Annotated in this window: 15 protein-coding genes; 7 read left to right on the forward strand and 8 right to left on the reverse strand. The window is 38.8% G+C overall.

Annotated features, from left to right (window positions below; genetic code table 11):
- Window positions 1-58 precede the first annotated feature (58 nt).
- Window positions 59-1,708 (reverse strand): hypothetical protein, encoded by a 1,650-nt coding sequence (locus tag GM418_RS08975; protein WP_158865260.1) that lies wholly within the window; start codon window positions 1,706-1,708, stop codon window positions 59-61.
- 285 nt (window positions 1,709-1,993) lie between these two features.
- On the opposite strand from GM418_RS08975, the gene dnaG reads away from it, so the two are divergent.
- Window positions 1,994-3,940, forward strand: a complete 1,947-nt coding sequence (gene dnaG, locus GM418_RS08980) for a DNA primase (RefSeq protein ID WP_158865262.1) — start codon at window positions 1,994-1,996, stop codon at window positions 3,938-3,940.
- 11 nt (window positions 3,941-3,951) lie between these two features.
- Window positions 3,952-4,434, forward strand: a complete 483-nt coding sequence (locus GM418_RS08985) for a pyridoxamine 5'-phosphate oxidase family protein (RefSeq protein ID WP_158865264.1) — start codon at window positions 3,952-3,954, stop codon at window positions 4,432-4,434.
- On the opposite strand, the gene GM418_RS08990 is transcribed toward GM418_RS08985, so the two are convergent.
- Both GM418_RS08990 and GM418_RS08995 read right to left on the reverse strand, forming a co-directional pair.
- Window positions 4,431-4,910 (reverse strand): DUF6036 family nucleotidyltransferase, encoded by a 480-nt coding sequence (locus GM418_RS08990; RefSeq protein WP_158865266.1) that lies wholly within the window; start codon window positions 4,908-4,910, stop codon window positions 4,431-4,433. The genes GM418_RS08985 and GM418_RS08990 overlap by 4 nt on opposite strands.
- A 1-nt stretch (window position 4,911) precedes the next feature.
- Window positions 4,912-5,100: a hypothetical protein gene (locus GM418_RS08995; RefSeq protein WP_158865268.1), complete on the reverse strand. Its 189-nt coding sequence runs from the start codon at window positions 5,098-5,100 to the stop codon at window positions 4,912-4,914.
- A 101-nt stretch (window positions 5,101-5,201) separates the two neighbouring features.
- Here GM418_RS08995 and GM418_RS09000 point away from each other — a divergent pair, with 101 nt between their 5' ends.
- The gene (locus tag GM418_RS09000; protein WP_158865270.1) at window positions 5,202-6,233 is read left to right on the forward strand and encodes an NAD-dependent epimerase/dehydratase family protein; all 1,032 of its coding nucleotides are present in this window, start codon (window positions 5,202-5,204) and stop codon (window positions 6,231-6,233) included.
- Here GM418_RS09000 and GM418_RS09005 read toward each other — a convergent pair.
- Both GM418_RS09005 and metK read right to left on the reverse strand, forming a co-directional pair.
- Window positions 6,230-7,339: a universal stress protein gene (locus GM418_RS09005; RefSeq protein ID WP_158865272.1), complete on the reverse strand. Its 1,110-nt coding sequence runs from the start codon at window positions 7,337-7,339 to the stop codon at window positions 6,230-6,232. The two genes, GM418_RS09000 and GM418_RS09005, sit on opposite strands and share 4 nt — an antisense overlap.
- 149 nt (window positions 7,340-7,488) lie before the next feature.
- Entirely contained in the window at window positions 7,489-8,742 is a 1,254-nt protein-coding gene (gene metK / locus GM418_RS09010) for a methionine adenosyltransferase (RefSeq protein ID WP_158865274.1), read from the reverse strand.
- Window positions 8,743-9,139: 397 nt separating this feature from the next.
- On the opposite strand from metK, the gene GM418_RS09015 reads away from it, so the two are divergent.
- Window positions 9,140-10,000 (forward strand): hypothetical protein, encoded by an 861-nt coding sequence (locus GM418_RS09015; protein WP_158865276.1) that lies wholly within the window; start codon window positions 9,140-9,142, stop codon window positions 9,998-10,000.
- A 2-nt stretch (window positions 10,001-10,002) separates the two neighbouring features.
- Here the strand turns inward: GM418_RS09015 and GM418_RS09020 are convergent, their stop codons facing one another.
- A complete protein-coding gene (locus GM418_RS09020; protein WP_158865278.1) occupies window positions 10,003-11,007 on the reverse strand; it encodes a glycosyltransferase family 2 protein in 1,005 nt (334 codons plus the stop codon).
- Window positions 11,008-11,066: 59 nt separating this feature from the next.
- Window positions 11,067-11,981 carry a gliding motility-associated ABC transporter ATP-binding subunit GldA gene (gene gldA / locus GM418_RS09025; RefSeq protein ID WP_158865280.1) on the reverse strand — a complete coding sequence of 305 codons (915 nt, stop codon included), beginning with the start codon at window positions 11,979-11,981 and terminating at the stop codon, window positions 11,067-11,069.
- A 90-nt stretch (window positions 11,982-12,071) separates the two neighbouring features.
- On the opposite strand from gldA, the gene ispG reads away from it, so the two are divergent.
- Window positions 12,072-13,931, forward strand: a complete 1,860-nt coding sequence (gene ispG, locus GM418_RS09030) for a (E)-4-hydroxy-3-methylbut-2-enyl-diphosphate synthase (RefSeq protein ID WP_158865282.1) — start codon at window positions 12,072-12,074, stop codon at window positions 13,929-13,931.
- On the opposite strand, the gene GM418_RS09035 is transcribed toward ispG, so the two are convergent.
- Window positions 13,928-14,392, reverse strand: a complete 465-nt coding sequence (locus tag GM418_RS09035; RefSeq protein WP_158865284.1) for a hypothetical protein — start codon at window positions 14,390-14,392, stop codon at window positions 13,928-13,930. The genes ispG and GM418_RS09035 overlap by 4 nt on opposite strands.
- 118 nt (window positions 14,393-14,510) lie before the next feature.
- Between GM418_RS09035 and GM418_RS09040 the strand changes: the two genes are divergently transcribed.
- The gene (locus GM418_RS09040; protein ID WP_158865285.1) at window positions 14,511-15,089 is read left to right on the forward strand and encodes a flavin reductase family protein; all 579 of its coding nucleotides are present in this window, start codon (window positions 14,511-14,513) and stop codon (window positions 15,087-15,089) included.
- Between the two features lie 107 nt (window positions 15,090-15,196).
- On the forward strand, window positions 15,197-17,251 hold the full coding sequence (locus GM418_RS09045; protein WP_158865287.1) for a M3 family metallopeptidase: 2,055 nt from the start codon (window positions 15,197-15,199) through the stop codon (window positions 17,249-17,251).
- The last annotated feature ends 51 nt before the right edge of the window (window positions 17,252-17,302 follow it).

Raw genomic sequence — 17,302 nt, forward strand, 5'->3', positions numbered from 1 at the left:
AATATTCAGCTTTTTTTTGATTTTGCTTATTTTAATCGAATCAGGATACCGATAATAATTATTCTACAGATACCTTAACATCCTTAAACATAAACAAATTATCACTAAGCCTTAACGCTTTGCCGCTTACCGTAGTTACATTTTTAAGGATAACTTCTTTCGTTTTTACATAAGGAAACTTCTCCACATAGGAATCATTGGTCATTTCTGAATTGAAGTTTGCAAAAATAGCCGGCCCCTTATAGTCTTGCGGGTGATTCGAGTCATCTATATGAAGATTCTCGATAACAATTCTTTCCGGCATGTAACAGGTGTAACCAAAATCATGCTGCCCGGAATAGGAGCCGCTGATTAAACTTGCTATAGTCGGTTTTCCATTGGCAGGTACAAAAACACAATTGCGAATAATAAACTCGCCCCGCCAGGTACTGCCGTAATCTGAGCGCAGGTTGATAAGCCGGCTTCCACGTATGGTAGAGTTCTCCACTGTAAAAGTTCCGCTGCCAATGGCATTAATTCCCATGTGTCCCAGGGTGGAGTTCCGCACCGTAGCATTGGCAACACCCATGTGAGCATCGAATCGCGAAAAAACACAACTATCCAATACAATATTTTTGCAGTAGTTGGAGCCCATAATTCCCCAGTAAGTTCGGTCATTAATATCGTTTGTTTGATTACAGTTCACAAACGAAATATTGAGAGAGCGGCCGAGAGAAATATCATAAGTCCCCATTGAAACAGGAACGCCAGCCGAACCAATAGTCCGGTAAGTTTTGTGTCCCGTAAGCGTTGTGTTTCGAACGGTTACATAGGCACAGTCGCCAACATTGATAAATCCGCCATAAGGTGCACCATGATCTTTTTCGCCAATGACGTGGTGTTCCAGCCCATCCACAAGCACATTGGATCGTCTGATACCTATTCCCCGACTATAATACGTATATTTCGATTCTGCCTGATTGGCAATGGTTGTAAACTTCCCGCCGGTAATTATAAGCGTATTCTCGTCAATTGGAAGTGCCTTAATCGCTGTTATTTCATCAAAATCCCAAATAATTGGAGCATCCATATCTACATTGCCATTTCGGTCAACGATAAAAATATCGGTCTGTGGAGCCCCGTTGTTTTGATTTGGCCCAAAACGGATGTATCGTCTCACATTAGAATCTGTAACTGTAAGCAAACAAGTTCCGGGAAAAGTAACATCTATCTTCTCCTGGTTTCTTTTTAAAGACGTTATCCCTTCCGGCATGAACGTTTGTTTGTCGGAATTTACCAGAAAAACCTGTGCATTCCTATTTTCTACGTCGGTGTCGTCAATAATAAAAGAAGCCGTATTAAAATCCGTATCCGTTCGGATTACTGCAGTACGAGCCTTCCCGCTAATATAATATGTAGCACTTTCATCAGCTTTTACTAAAAGCTGGTTCTGATTGGCATAAGCATGAGTAGCAGCGATAGCATCAATATCATCGGTTTTCCCATCGCCTTTTGCGCCAAAATCGCTGTAACGAACCACTCCATTTTTCTTAAACCTTTCTGCATCCTGGGGAGAAACGTTGATATATAACTTCCCGGTTTCATCTGTTCTGACGCTAATTTTACCCTTCTCTGAAGTTATAATCACATCATCCGGCAGATTCTTTGCCTGACCATTAGCCAGATTAATGCCGGCCAACAAAAGGAAAAAAAAGATTACATATTTCATTACTTAGGTATTTTGGTACTGAATAATTTTCTCAAAATCAATAAAATTATCAGCAATCGGTTTCAGTTCATAAAGATTATTATAAAAAAGAAAATTTTCATACTCAAAACAAAAAGAATTGTCTTATTGCGATAAAAGATGAAGAATTATTTTGCAGCCAATTCCCTGATTTAATAATCTCAACCCGATTTTCTTCCCCTACAGTAAAATTATTTTCTTCCTAAATATTGTTTCGACCAGTATCTTTTTCTGAAATCTTGTCCTGAATTCTCTACATTTGTAGCCGTGATAGATCATGCGACCATAGAACGTATTTTAGATGCTGCTGAAATCAGTGATGTTGTCTCCGATTTTGTGACGCTCCGCAAAAGAGGTGTTAACATGCTTGGTTTATGCCCGTTTCACAATGAGAAGACACCCTCGTTTACGGTTTCTCCGGCTAAAGGGATTTTTAAATGTTTTGGTTGTGGTAAGGGTGGGAACTCTGTGAATTTTATCATGGAACATGAAAACCTTACTTACCCTGAGGCCTTAAAATGGCTGGCAAAAAAATACAATATAGAAGTTACAGAAGAAGAGGAAACCGAAGAACAGAAACAGCTCAAAGACGAACGCGAAAGTTTGATGATTGTTTCCTCTTTTGCACAAAAATTCTTCACACGTTATTTATGGAATGAAAACGAAGGCAGAACCATCGGATTAAGTTATTTCCGCGAACGTAGTTTTCGCGACGATGTGCTGAAAAAATTTGAAGTAGGTTTTGCCCCTGACGGAAAAACCCCGTTTACAGAGGCTGCGCAAAAACAGGGCTATAAAATCGATTTCCTTGAAAAAACAGGACTCACCATTGTCCGCGACGACTGGCAGCGCGATCGTTTCGCCGGCAGAGTCATATTTCCTATACATAATCTCGCCGGACGTGTGATTGCTTTTGGAGGAAGAATTCTGAAGGAAGATAAAAAAACAGCGAAATATCTCAATTCTCCTGAATCAGAAATTTACCACAAAAGCAAAGTTTTATACGGAATATATCAGGCAAAACGTTCGATCACCAAAAATGAAAAGTGTTACCTGGTGGAAGGTTACACCGATGTACTTTCGATGCACCAGGCCGGAATTGAAAATGTAGTGGCCTCTTCGGGAACTGCGCTAACTCCCGACCAAATCAGATTGATGAAGCGCTTTTCGCCCAATATCACCATAATTTACGATGGCGATGAGGCAGGAATAAAAGCTTCGTTACGCGGGATCGACCTCGTACTGGAGGAAGGTATGAATGTTAAAGTGTTGCTTCTCCCCGATGGTGAAGACCCTGATTCATTTGCTAAAAAAATGGGAGCCAGTGGATTTACAAATTATATCCGGGAAAACGAAACCGATTTTATCCAGTTCAAAACACGTCTTCTGCTCAAAACAACCGAAAACGACCCGGTGGCAAAAGCGCGGTTAATTACAGATGTTATTCGTTCGATATCAGTAATTCCTGACTCCATAACCCGCTCGGTTTATATCAAAGAATGCAGCAAACTACTGAGTGTAAACGAAGAAGTTCTGTACACCGAAGTCAGAAAACAAAAAAGCAAACAAACGGATGATTTCCGCAAAAAGGAACTTCGCGAAAAAACGAGAAAACCAGATCCAAAACCGGAACCGCAGCCCATACAGAAAACCTCTGATTTTTTAGTGGAAGAGCTCGAATTCCTGCGTTTTCTTTTGAAACATTGTGGTTCACCACTTTTTGAAATTGAGGGAGAAAATCCAAATGAAACAGAAATTGTGACGGTTGGTGAATTTATGATCGAAGAACTTGAAAATGACGATCTTGTTTCAGAACAACAGCTGTTTCAGACCATTTTCAATGAGGTAAAAGAAAACCTGGCCAACGAAAAATTTGACCCGTGGAAATACTTCATTTATCATCCCAACGGAGAAGTAAGTAAACTTGCCACCGACCTGCTTTCTGAAAAGTTTATTGAAAGTAAACGGTGGACAAAAGCCGGTGCTTACACCGAAAAAGAGGAAGACATTCTGGATATACTCATCCCCAGAATTGTACATGAATACAAGTTGCGCAAAATCGGAATTATGCTGGAAGCGATAGAAAAAGAAATTGATGCGGCGGCAAAACAAAATGACTTTGACAGAATTATTGAAGAACAATCAAAATACATGAACCTGAAACGGGTGGAAAAACATTTGTCGGACCAGCTGGGTAACCGAACCATCATATAAACCAAAAATTTATGCGAACATATCTTATCGAAGACCGGGGAAAAATAAACGAAATTATAAAAGCGTGTAAAACGTGCTACCTGGCCATGGCAGAAGAAAATGCACCTTATGTTTTACCAATGAATTTTGCGTTAAACGGCGATTGGGTAATTTTACACTCGGCACAAACCGGAAGAATGTGGGAGACGCTGAAGAAAAACCCGAAAGTATGCATCAACTGGACGCTGGGAGAAGAACTTGCCTGGCAAGATGTACAAGTGGGATGCAGCTACCGCGTAAAATCGGAATCGGTTTTGGTAGAAGGTGAAGCAGCATTTGTGGATGACTTTGATGAAAAATATGAGTTGCTAAAAATGTTAATGGCTCAATACAGCGACCGCGAATTTAAATTTAACGCGCCCGCCGTAAAAAATGTGGGGCTTATAAAAGTTAAGATTGAAAAATTATCGGCGAAAGAATTCGGGGCAAAAGCAATTACGCCTTGGAATAGTTAATTTTCTTTCTTCCTATTTTGTCGAATTCGTTGTAGTTCCTGAATGTCTAATTTGTCTTTAGCTCTTTCAGATGTTATTTTGCTTCGAATTAAATCATCAAAATTTAAAACCCTGTATTTCATTCCGTTTTTATCTACTTCCTGGCTTTCAACATATGCTTCTTCAAATGACCTCCCCGGATCAAATTTTGTAATTAATTCCAGCTCAAAAACAGGACTAATTTTTATAGAAATATTTTGTTCGCCTGTTTTAACTTTTTCAGGCAATTGCTCAATCGAAAACCCCATATCTTTCAGCGTTCTTAAAAGGTTTTCAAAATTATCACCTGACGAATCAACCCAAAAATCGATATCTGCGGAATGACGCTGATAACCGTAAAAATTGACAGCTCCACCACCAACAAGAATCATCCTCACCTTATTTCGGGATGCATTTTTTAGAAATTCCTTAACTCGTTCAGGAAAGCTCAATAACATATTATTCTATTATAAAATTGTTTTTGGCTCTATTTGGATGTTCTTGAGACGATGCAAAAAACTGCATTTCCTGCATCATCTCAAGAAAAAACATAAGCCGTTCGTGAGGAGTACGCCTCAATGCTTCATCTTGTCTTCTTTGGTTCGATTCTTCCTTTGTTTCAAATTTTATTGCAAAATCAGCTCCCATAATTCAAATACTAAGAATATAAAAATAACAATTCTCTGTCATTGAAAGAAAACAAAAAAGGTTAAAGCTTTTAAATTTTATCTTTGTTAAAAATTTTATATATGATTTTTGTAACCGGAGGAACAGGTTTGGTGGGCTCGCATTTACTTTACGAATTGGTAAGTGCCGGACAAAAAGTAAAAGCATTAAAGCGGGAAACCAGCAATTTGAAACAGGTTCAGAAAACTTTTTCCTACTATTCTGAAAAACCCCAGGAACAATTTGGCCAAATCGAGTGGGTTGATGGTGATATTCTGGATTATTTTGCACTGGAAAAAATCCTCGAAGGAGTTACAGAAATCTACCACTGCGCCGCGATTGTTTCTTTTCGCTCCGGGGAGCGCAAAAATATGATTTCGAATAATGTGGAAGGAACAGCCAACCTGGTAAATGCGGCTATTGAAAATGGAGTAGAAAGAATCTGCCATGTGAGTTCCATTGCCGGTCTTGGACGATTGCAAAACGGTGATTTGGTTACAGAAGAAACCAACTGGATTCCTTCGAAAAAAGTTTCAGGATATTCCGAAAGTAAATTTTTCTCGGAAAATGAAATCTGGCGGGGAATGGAAGAAGGACTGGATGCTGTAATTCTAAACCCTTCCATTATTTTAGGTCCGGCAAAATGGGACGCAGGAAGCGCCAGGCTTTTCAAAACCGTTTGGGATGGGATGCCTTTTTACACGCGCGGCGTTACAGGATTTGTAGATGTAAAAGATGTGATTCAGGCAATGCTCCGGCTGATGGACGCTAAAAATTTTGAAAACTGCAAAAATCAACGGTACATCCTTAATGCCGACAATATTAGTTACCGTGAATTTTTCTCGCAAATTGCGGATACACTGGAGAAACCGCGACCAAAATATTTTACGTCAGACAATTTTTTGAGCGTTGTTTGGAGAGCTGCTACTTTTTGGGGCTGGCTTACGCGCAAACCTTCGATGATAACCCGTGAATCGGTTTCCAACTCCAACGATGTAAACAAATTCGACGGTACAAAAATTACTAAAAAGCTCGATTTCCAATACACACCAATTGCTGAATCCATAAAACAGACAGCCTCTTTTCTGAAAAAAGATTTTTCTCCTAAAAACTAAGCATGAAAAACCAAAAGCGGTGTTTTCGTGTGAAAAACCATTTTGCGTGCAAAACTCGGATTAAATAACCTCGAAATCATATTTCTTTTGTGTGTAGTCAGTGATAAAATATCAACTTTTTCTTCATCAATTATTTTTTGCAGTGCCCCCAAAACATCATTCCCCATAAGCAGTCTACACTCAAAGTCCTTCTTTTCATACTTTTTCTGAAGAATATCTTTCATTCCCTCCAATCGCGCCAAATCCCATCCATTCCCTTTGGGCTGACCTACATGGGCACAAAGCAGTTTTACATCAAAAGGTTTGAGTAATTCCAACAACTTGTCAACCACCACAAAATCTTTTTCATCAAAATTGGTAGCATACAAAACTTTTGACAAATCCTTCAATTCTTTTGTTTTTGAGTCTTCGGGAACAACCAAAACCGGAACACGCGCATTGTAGATAACATCAACAGCCACACTGCCTACTGTTTCTTCAACCTCAGAAGTTCCGCCACGTCCCATTACAATCAATTGCGACTGATGTTTTTCTGCATATGCAAGAATATCTTCATCCGGATAACCCGACTTAATGATAAACTCCGAAGCAACCTCATTCCACTTTTCCTTTCCAAGCGATTTTGAGAGCTTGTCAATAAATTGCTCAAATTGTTTATTGGCATCTTTTTCCGCATATTCCATTTTCACCAGCAAAGTAGGATCGTAGGCATACACATCACTAAACGGAATGGAATGAATCAAGGGATTGATATAACAATGCAGAAACACGATTTTAATTCCCAGATGACTGGCAATATTATAAGCCATCTTACCGGCTTTTTCAGAATTGAGAGAAAAATCAATGGGAACTAAAATGTGCCTTTCCTTTTTATCCTGCACTGGTTCAGGTGAAGTAGCTTTTGTTCCAAGCAAATTATCCAGAACAGGCATAGCTTTCGGCACATCTTTTTCCAACACTTTTACACTTGTTGAATACGAAATTGTACCTCCCACCCAATTCAGATTTTCAAGAACACAGTCTATTTTTTTTGCCTCCAACCGCGTTTTTAAAATATGCGCTTTGGAATACGGCAACACCACAATTGTAACCAGTTTTTCTTCCATGACTTTTGGCTTTAAGTTGAACTGTTGTTTTCATTTATTTATTCGATTGAAGAAAAAAGAAGTTACATTAAACAGGCCTTTTTTATAAAAAAGGCGATCCGTCAACCGACAGACCGCCTTAGAGCGTATTACTAATACTACCCCCGGAATTAAATCCCGAAAGCTTCTTTAATAGCATCAACAAAATCAAGCTTTTCCCATGTAAAAAGCTCTACTTCCAGTTCAACTTTCCCGTTATAGGGCGACTCAAACGTTTTTTTCACCACTGTGGGAACCCTCCCCATATGACCATAGGCCGCTGTTTCCGAATAAATCGGGTTACGCAACTTAAGCCTTTCTTCAATTGCAGCAGGCCGAAGATCGAAAATTGTTTTCACTTTTTCAGCAATTTCACCGTCAGAAAGTGAAATATTTTTTCTCCCGTAGGTATTTACATAAACTCCTACAGGTTGAGCAACACCAATTGCATAGGCCAATTGTACCAGAATTTCATCGGCAACTCCGGCAGCCACTAAATTTTTTGCAATATGACGCGATGCATACGCCGCTGAGCGGTCAACTTTTGACGGGTCTTTACCGGAAAAAGCACCACCGCCGTGAGCTCCCCGCCCACCATACGTATCAACTATAATTTTTCGTCCGGTTAAACCGGTATCTCCATGCGGACCACCTATTACAAATTTTCCGGTTGGATTGACATGATAAATAATATCGTCGCCAAACAAGGCCTGAACACGTTCGGGTAACTTGGCTTTTACACGGGGAATCAAAATGTTAATTACATCTTCCCTGATTTTTGCCAGCATTGGTTCATCTGTGTCAAACTCATCGTGTTGAGTTGAAACTACAATCGTATGAACTTTTACCGGTTCGTTATCGTCAGTGTATTCAATGGTTACCTGCGATTTTGAATCCGGTCGGAGATAAGTCATCTCTTTTTCTTCTCTGCGAATAACCGCCAGTTCCTGCAAAATCAAGTGCGACAGTTCCAACGGAAGCGGCATGTAATTATCGGTATCCTTGCAGGCATAACCAAACATCATCCCCTGATCGCCTGCTCCCTGGTTTTTTTTATCCTCTTTGTCAACTCCCCGGTTGATGTCGGGGCTTTGTTCGTGAATAGCCACCAGAACACCGCAGGAATCACCTTCAAAACGATACTCTCCTTTGGTGTAACCAATTTTGTTAATTACTCCGCGTGCAACTTCCTGCACATCGACATAAGTTTGCGATTTTACCTCGCCCGCAACCACAACCTGTCCGGTGGTTACCAGTGTTTCAACAGCTACCTTCGAATCCGGGTCGAATGATAAAAACTGATCCAACATTGCATCTGAAATCTGGTCGGAAACTTTGTCAGGATGACCTTCTGAAACCGACTCACTTGTAAATAAATAACTCATAAATCCCTAGTTTTTTTACTGAACATATCAGCTTTGTTAAACAATTTACTATTTGGGCTCCGGGATGTGTTGATTGAAAAATTGAAAAAAAGCACGATTGCTTTAGCATTTTTTTCAGTGGTTGCAATCAATCTCAAATCTTTCCACGTAGCGTTAGCAAAAATACGACAGTTATTTTTAATAAAAAAGTTATTTAGAATCTTTTTAAATGACATTTTTAAAAAAATTCAAACAAACAAAATGCAACTATCTAAAAACAACCACAATAACTCAACACAGCAAGAAAATATATTTTTTGCGATCCGAATAAATAATGCTTAAAAACAACCCTTTCTTCCATTTCTCGATATTAATATTAATTACATTTGATTGATTAATCTTTTAAACCACGCGCTCTATGAATCCAAAAATAAATCTTTTTGTTCTGGTTCTTTCAGGACTAATTTTCTTTGGCTGCCAGGAAGAATCCGGGCCCAAACCTCTTCCTGATGCAAATTATCCGACAACCTATAAACCTTTATCGCAGGCTGATTGGGATACACAAAACGATAAATTTCAGAAAATAAATATTTATGAGGGTTTGATTTTGAATGAATATGGATTTGCAGAAGGTGAGATTCCATTAACAAATGTTGATTCAATTACAAAAGACTTAGTAACAAATAAAATAGATACTTTGGTATCCATGTACCATGAGTTTTTGGGAATCCCTGAAGAAATGACCTTTGACTATGAGAATCAAATTCAGATTCTTGCCTCCAATTCTATTCCCAGAGCCACCAAAGTCGGAATACGCTCTTTTTATGAAGGCATGGAAAATGCAAAAGAAAAAGGATACTTTGAAGACTTCATGAGAGATATTAGATACAAATTCTATTTAACAGAAAATCAATTTGATGAAAAAATTCTTGATGGAGTTGAAATATCTTTCGATTTCGACATTAATAAAAGTTCAATAAAAATTCAGGGAAACTGGGTCTCAAAAATAGTAGTTCCGAAAGACAAAATTTATAGCGAAGGTGACGCTCTGGGTATTGCATACAGAGAAATTCTGAAACAAACCGGAAGAGATATTTGGGAATCAAAAGAAAATTATAGCTCTTATTCTTTGTTATTAAAAATAAAAAATGACAATCAATTCGAAATCAGAGATTGTTGGATTGTTTATACTGTTGAAATACCTTATGCAGGGTATACGATTGCGGTATACATTGATACTCAAACCGGAGAGGTGGTAAAATATTTCGATAGCTTATAAAATTACCCCATCAAAATAAAATCTTCGCCTTCAATATAATTTCTTTTTTTCAGAAATTCCTTGATTTGCTGACCTGCACCGGGATTTGTAACCATTGAAACAACAAACATTTTTCCGGAGTTGGGAATTTCCTCAAAATGCAGAACTTTTTTCACGGAAGTTTTTGATTTTACAACATCAATAAAACCTTCTAAACTCAACCCTTCTTTTTCCAAAAGTTTAGCACGCTGGCGTGTTTTCCTTCCGGCTCCCCACACCCAAATTACAGGATGAAAAGGATTATTTTTTTCTGACCACTTTTTGAAATATCTTGCCTTAACTTTGAAAAAAGCATCTGTTGAATATCGTTCATCAGTGCGAGTCAAACGAGTGGAATAATCGTGCCACTCCAGCAGTGGCTCTTCTATTTTTTCCATTTTAATTCCCGCCTCCAGATAACGAAGTTGCATTTCATAATCTTCCGGGAAATCACCGTGAATACATCCACCATACTTTTCAAAAATTTCTCTTCGAAACATGATAGTCGGATTGACAACAGGAATCTCCACAAAACGGTTTAACTCAATTTGTACAGGAGAACAAAACGAATTTACCCAACTGACAAAACGTTTAAACCCCACCGTGTTTTTATTGTGCGGAAAATATCTTACTGTTGAGCCAACCAGTCCAATATCAGGATTTTCTCTCAAAAATTGCAGTTGCTTTTCCAACCGATTTGGGAAAGAAACGTCATCGGCATCCATTCGGGCAATAACGCTGCCACGAGAATTTTGAAGTCCGCAATTCATGGCATTTGCAACTCCGGGCTTGGATTCTTTCAAAAGCCTGATTCGTTTATCTTCAGATGCAAATTTTTGGGCAATTTGTATGCTTCCATCGCTTGAAAGATTATCAACCAGCAGCAATTCAAAATCAGGATATCTTTGGTTAAGGATACTTTCAATGGCCCTTTTCAATGTATTTTCAGCATTAAAAAACGGAAGTATAACCGAAATTTCATGATTCATGACAATGCGTTAAAATTGCAGGAATAATTAATACCTCCGCAAACAATATTGCAGAAGACTTAATTCTGATTTTGCGTTAACTGATGAAATACGTTTTCCAAATTCTGCTGTTTTTCCTGCAGCGTCAGCAACACTAATTTATTCTCAACAGCAAATTGAAAAAGAAGCGGGCGGATATCCTGCTCGCCATCCGATTCAATTATCCAAAAATTTTCTTCAGCCTGCAGGTTTTTAACTCCCCGAACAGCGGCCAGCTTAGCTTCATCGGCCTTTTTATTAAACTCAGCAAGAACAATCTGCCCCTGACTCAGGTTACCGCTTTTAATTTCAGCTATGCTGCCATTCGCAACAATCCTGCCTTTATTTATGATGATAACACGGTTGCAGACCGCTTCCACCTCCTGCATAATATGCGAAGAAAAAATAACCGTTTTTTCTTTGCTGATATCCCGAATTAATCCCCGGATTTCTTCCAGCTGATTAGGGTCCAATCCGGTTGTGGGTTCGTCGAGAATTAAAACAGAAGGATTATGAATCAATGCCTGCGCCAATCCTACACGCTGGCGGTATCCTTTTGAAAGAGCCCGTATTTTTTTGTGTTGCTCTTCACCTAATCCGGTTAGTTCAATCATCTCGTCCACCCGCTTTTTTTTGTTGGGAATCCGATAAAAACCAGCAGTAATCTCCAAAAACTCCTTAATATAAAGATCGGTATAAAGCGGGTTGTTTTCAGGAAGATAACCAATATTCCGTCTAATCTCAAGATTTTGCGGTGTAACTCTCTGCCCATTCACAAAAACTTCTCCGGAGTCAGCAGGTAAATAACCATTTACAATTTTCATCAGAGTCGACTTTCCAGCGCCATTTGGCCCCAGAAAACCAATAAGTTCTCCCTGTTTAACCGAAATACTGACATTATCGAGCGCTTTTTGCTTTCCAAATAATTTTGTTATGTTGCTCGTTTCTACTGTCATACATTTATAAATGAAAACAAAAATAGTTGATTCTTTTTATTTTGAAAGCATTAGTTTAAATTTGCAGTTCAGCAAAACAGATTTTGGTAGATGAAAGATCGTAATTTCAATTATATAAAGGATTTAACCCGCTACGAGAGACAAAAAACATGGGACGTAAATATCGGAGGCGTTCCTGTAGGTGGAAATAATCCTATCCGAATTCAAACGATGACCGATACCGACACATCGGACACCGAAGCGATCGTTGAACAAATTATTCGCTTAATAAAAGCAGGAGCAGATTATGTGCGCGTAACGGTTAAAAGTATAGCCGATGCAGGAAACCTGAAAAATATAAAAAACAAACTTGCAGAAAGAGGATATAAAACTCCGCTAATTGCGGATATTCATTTTAATCCGCGGCTCGCCGAAATTGCGGCTAAAAGTATCTCTAAAGTAAGGATTAACCCTGGAAATTTTTACGATAAACGTGCGCAGTTCATCAATAAAATTTATTCAGACGAAGAATATAAACAGGAACTTCATAAAATTGAGGATCAGTTTATCCCGTTTTTAAAAATCCTTAAGGAAAACAATACCGCTTTAAGAATTGGAACGAATCACGGTTCGCTCTCTGACAGAGTAATGAGCCGCTTTGGAGATACTCCTTCCGGAATGGTTGAGTCAGTTATGGAGTTTCTGCGTATTTGTAAAAAGGTAGATTTTAACGATGTAGTTATCTCCATCAAGTCGAGCAACACCCGCGTAATGGTGTATACCGTACGTTTGTTAAATTACAAAATGCGGCTGGAAGACTTAAAATACCCATTGCATCTTGGCGTTACCGAAGCCGGAGAAGGCGAAGACGGGCGAATAAAATCGGCAGTCGGAATTGGAGCTTTACTTGCAGACGGGATTGGTGACACCGTTCGTGTATCTTTAACCGAAAGACCGGTGAGGGAAATTCCCGTGGCTTTAAAACTTGTCAATCATGTAAGAAGCTATGAAAATCATGAAGCGATAACTGCTCCTTTAATTGCTCAGCCAAATCCGTTTGAATACGAAAGACGATCAACCCGCCCTGTATTAAATATGGGAGGTGAAGAACTTCCGGTGGTTGTTGCCGATTTAGGAGATCGCAGTTTACAGGAGATGATTCCGATTAGGGGAAAATTGATTCCTGATTATTTTCTTTCCGGAAATAAAATTCTGGATATTCACGGGGAAGAATACCCGATTATTACGCTCGAAGAATATCTTTTTGAAAGTACTCGCTGGGGAAGAATGAAGTTTATCCGTACCAATAAAATGGAATTCGACCGTTTTATGGACAGACATCCTGAAATTATTACCAAACTGAAACAAACCAGAAAAACTGTACTTATACTGGAGAGCTTTAATAAAAACCCGATGGCAGAATTAAGGGCTTTCTTTATGAGCCTGGAAACGCATATATGGAAGGTTCCGGTAATTCTTTACCGAAGGTACAACGAAGAAACCCTGGAAGACCTTCAAATAAAAGCTTCTGTTGATTTTGGCGGACTTTTTCTGGATGGGTATGGCGATGGTATTTGTGTATCAAATGATAGTGATATTATTACTTTTACCGAATTGAAAGACCTTAGCTTTGGCATTCTGCAGGCAAGCAGAATGAGAACAACAAAAACAGAATTTATTTCCTGCCCGGGATGCGGCCGCACATTATTTAATTTGCACGAAACTACATTAAAAATAAAAGCACATTTTAAACATCTTGATCACCTCAAAATTGGAATTATGGGTTGTGTTGTAAACGGCCCCGGTGAAATGGGAGATTCCGATTATGGTTTTGTAGGTGCCGGAAACAACCGGGTGAATCTTTACAAAGGATTAAAACCTATAAAAAGAAATATTCCATATGAAGATGCTGTAGAGGAGCTGGAACTGTTGATTCGCGAAAACGGTGACTGGCAGGATCCTGAAGATTAATCGGAATTTTTTAATTCTTCCAATTTATTATTTAAGAGTTGTCTTAATTCTTCTAAACCTTCAATTTCTTTGGAAGGAGTATATCTGATTTCGTGAGATGATTCATTTTTTATGATAATAATAAATTCATCGCAGCCGTCGGCACAAACATTACACTCATCATATTCAAGCTCAAGAAAATCGTTATAATCAAAAGAAGAAAAAATTTCCTCCCACTCATCAGAAGTTATTGCGTCTGTTTTATTAATTGTTCCTTTATTTTCGCCGCAGGGAATATTTTTATAATAATCTGTTTTCACAGAGGAAACAATTATTTTCTCTTCACCTACGCACCAGCCACAAACGCTGCCAAACTCAATTGTAATACTGCCGTGTTCCCCAAACTCATCATCTGACTTGGAGCAGAAAGTAAATAACAAAGGAATCAGCATTATCAAGAAGTAATTTTTACTGTATTTCATTAAACGTATTTCTTTTTGTTCTGAAAAGATAAAATAAAATCACTTTGGGTTGCGTGGCTCCCGGTTTTTATCCTCACGTCGATTTTATATTTTTGTCGTTAAACGAAAAATAAAACCAATGGCAAAAACGTACTGGAAACCTGGAACCATAATTTATCCGCTTCCCGCAGTGATGGTAAGTTGCGGCGAAAAAGAAGAAGAATACAATATTATTACCATTGCCTGGACCGGCACCATTAACAGCGATCCGCCCATGTGCAGCATCTCAGTCCGGCCGGGCAGGCATTCATACGAAATAATTAAACGAACGGGAGAATTTGTTATTAACCTCACTACCGAAAAGCTTGCCAGGGCAACAGACTGGTGCGGCTGTCGTTCAGGTCAGAAGTACAACAAATGGAAAGAAATGAACCTCACTCCTGCTCCGGCCAAAGTGGTTAAGGCTCCAATTATTGAAGAATCTCCCGTGAATATTGAATGCAAAGTAAAAAACATTGTGGAGCTTGGTACACACCACATGTTTATTGCCGAAGTTGTAAGTGTTTCCGTTGATGATGCTTTTCTGAACGACAAAAATGCATTTAGTTTCTCAAAAGCAAGTCCATTGGTATACAGCCACGGGCATTATTTTGGACTTGGAAAAAAAATTGGAAAATTTGGATGGTCGGTTGAGAAAAAGAAGAAGAAAAAAAAGTGAAATTGTCTGCGACATGCGAATTGAACAATATCCCGTTATTTTTGTAATGAAAGGAATATTATTAAGGCCTTGAAAATTTAATCATTGTTGAAAAATCAAAGCAAATTATGAGTCAGGAAAACAATACAATACAAAACAATCCCCTTCTGGAAACATTTAACACTCCACACGAAACAGCGCCATTTGGAAAAATAAAAGATGAACATTTTTTACCTGCTTTTCAAAGTTCAATAAAAAAAGGAGAAGCTGAAATAAAAGCCATTTTTGAAACTGAAGAACTACCTTCTTTTGAAAATACTGTTGCAGCTCTTGATAGCGCAGGACGTTTATTAAGTCGGACTGCCGGCGTATTTTTTAATCTTTTAAATGCAGAAACCAACGACGAACTCCAAAAAATTGCAGAGGAGGTTTCCCCTCTCTTAACCAAATTTCAAAATGATATTACGCTCAATCCCGAACTTTTTGAACGTATTAAATCGGTTTATGGACAAAAAGAAAACCTGAATTTGACGGTTGAAGAGGAAACCTTACTTGAAAACACCTATCAAAACTTTGTTCGGAGCGGCGCGAATCTTTCTGAAGAACAAAAGGAAAAGTTCCGTAAAATCAGCACTGAGTTATCGGTTCTTTCGCTTAAGTTTCACCAAAACGTACTTAAGGAAACCAATAAATACGAACTGCACATTACAGACGACACCAAGCTGACAGGTCTTCCTGAAAGTGCGCTGGAGGCAGCGGCCGAAAAAGCAAAAGAGAAAGAAAAAGAAGGCTGGATTTTTGATATTACTGCACCCAGCTACCTTCCATTTATGAAATATGCGGATAACCGCGGGTTACGAAAAGAAATGTTTTTGGCTTACATGTCAAAATCGTTTAAAGGCGATGAACTCGACAATCAGGAAAATGTAAAAAAAATGGTTCGCCTGCGTCTGGAAATGGCTCAGCTTTTGGGATATAAAAATTATGCCGATTATGTATTGGAACGCCGGATGGCAATGAATGCCGAAGGAGTATACAAACTTCTGGAAGATTTGTATACTGCCTCCTTTAAAGTGGCTAAAAATGAGAAGCAAGAAGTAGAAGAATATGCGAAAGTCATTGGCTTTGAAGAAGAAATCATGCCCTGGGACTGGACCTATTACAGCGAAAAATTAAAAGTTAAAAAATTCGATTTGGATGATGAAAAGCTAAAACCCTATTTCGAACTCAACCGGGTGATCGACGGAGTTTTTGGATTGGCAACCGAACTGTATGGAATAACTTTTAAACCAAATAATGAAATTCCGGTGTACCACGATGAAGTAATCCCCTATGAAGTTTACGATGCCAACGGAGAGTTTCTTTCGGTGTTATATGCTGATTTTCATCCGCGTAAAGGGAAACAGGGCGGTGCATGGATGAACGATTTTAAAGGACAATGGAAAGAAGGCGAACAGGATTCACGACCACACATCGTAATTGTAATGAACTTTACACGTCCGACAGAAACGAAGCCGGCGTTGCTAACTTTCAGAGAAGTGGAAACCTTTATGCACGAGTTTGGCCATGCACTTCACGGAATGTTAACAAAATGTACTTTTTCGGGACTATCAGGCACAAATGTTTTCCGCGATTTTGTGGAGCTTCCTTCGCAAATATTGGAAAATTGGGCGGTAGAAAAAGATTTTCTTGATCGTTTTGCCGTTCATTACAAAACCGGTGATAAAATTCCTGAAAAACTGGTGGAAAAAATCAAAGCTTCTCAAAACTTTCTGGCAGGTTATCTTTCTGTTCGGCAATTAAGTTTTGGCTATCTTGATATGGCATGGCATACACTGAAAGAACCTTTTGATGGGAATGTTAAAGATTTCGAAGAAGAGGCCTGGAAGAAAACCCAGATTTTTCCTTCTATTGAAGGTACTTGTATGAGTACGCAGTTTGGGCATTTGTTTGCCGGAGGATACGCCGCCGGATATTACGGCTACAAATGGGCCGAAGTGCTGGATGCAGATGCCTTTAGTGTTTTTAAAGAAAATGGATTATTTAATAAAGAAGTAGCGGCTTCTTTCCGTAAAAATATTTTAGAAAAAGGCGGCACTGAACATCCGATGACCCTGTATAAAAAATTCCGGGGGAAGGAACCAACTGTAGATGCATTACTTGAACGAAGCAACATGAAATAATCTACAACAACGCTATTGCGGAACGTTGATGAGCCAAAGAAACAGCTTTAA

It is taken from the genome of Maribellus comscasis (genome assembly GCF_009762775.1).
Taxonomy (GTDB): domain Bacteria; phylum Bacteroidota; class Bacteroidia; order Bacteroidales; family Prolixibacteraceae; genus Draconibacterium; species Draconibacterium comscasis.

Excerpts from the sequence above, each read along its gene's own strand:
- GM418_RS08975 (WP_158865260.1), bottom strand. The coding sequence starts at position 1,708 with ATGAAATATGTAATCTTTTTTTTCCTTTTGTTGGCCGGCATTAATCTG.
- GM418_RS08985 (WP_158865264.1), top strand. The coding sequence starts at position 3,952 with ATGCGAACATATCTTATCGAAGACCGGGGAAAAATAAACGAAATTATA.
- GM418_RS08990 (WP_158865266.1), bottom strand. The coding sequence starts at position 4,910 with ATGTTATTGAGCTTTCCTGAACGAGTTAAGGAATTTCTAAAAAATGCA.
- GM418_RS08995 (WP_158865268.1), bottom strand. The coding sequence starts at position 5,100 with ATGGGAGCTGATTTTGCAATAAAATTTGAAACAAAGGAAGAATCGAAC.
- GM418_RS09000 (WP_158865270.1), top strand. The coding sequence starts at position 5,202 with ATGATTTTTGTAACCGGAGGAACAGGTTTGGTGGGCTCGCATTTACTT.
- GM418_RS09005 (WP_158865272.1), bottom strand. The coding sequence starts at position 7,339 with ATGGAAGAAAAACTGGTTACAATTGTGGTGTTGCCGTATTCCAAAGCG.
- metK (WP_158865274.1), bottom strand. The coding sequence starts at position 8,742 with ATGAGTTATTTATTTACAAGTGAGTCGGTTTCAGAAGGTCATCCTGAC.
- GM418_RS09015 (WP_158865276.1), top strand. The coding sequence starts at position 9,140 with ATGAATCCAAAAATAAATCTTTTTGTTCTGGTTCTTTCAGGACTAATT.
- GM418_RS09020 (WP_158865278.1), bottom strand. The coding sequence starts at position 11,007 with ATGAATCATGAAATTTCGGTTATACTTCCGTTTTTTAATGCTGAAAAT.
- gldA (WP_158865280.1), bottom strand. The coding sequence starts at position 11,981 with ATGACAGTAGAAACGAGCAACATAACAAAATTATTTGGAAAGCAAAAA.
- ispG (WP_158865282.1), top strand. The coding sequence starts at position 12,072 with ATGAAAGATCGTAATTTCAATTATATAAAGGATTTAACCCGCTACGAG.
- GM418_RS09035 (WP_158865284.1), bottom strand. The coding sequence starts at position 14,392 with ATGAAATACAGTAAAAATTACTTCTTGATAATGCTGATTCCTTTGTTA.
- GM418_RS09040 (WP_158865285.1), top strand. The coding sequence starts at position 14,511 with ATGGCAAAAACGTACTGGAAACCTGGAACCATAATTTATCCGCTTCCC.
- GM418_RS09045 (WP_158865287.1), top strand. The coding sequence starts at position 15,197 with ATGAGTCAGGAAAACAATACAATACAAAACAATCCCCTTCTGGAAACA.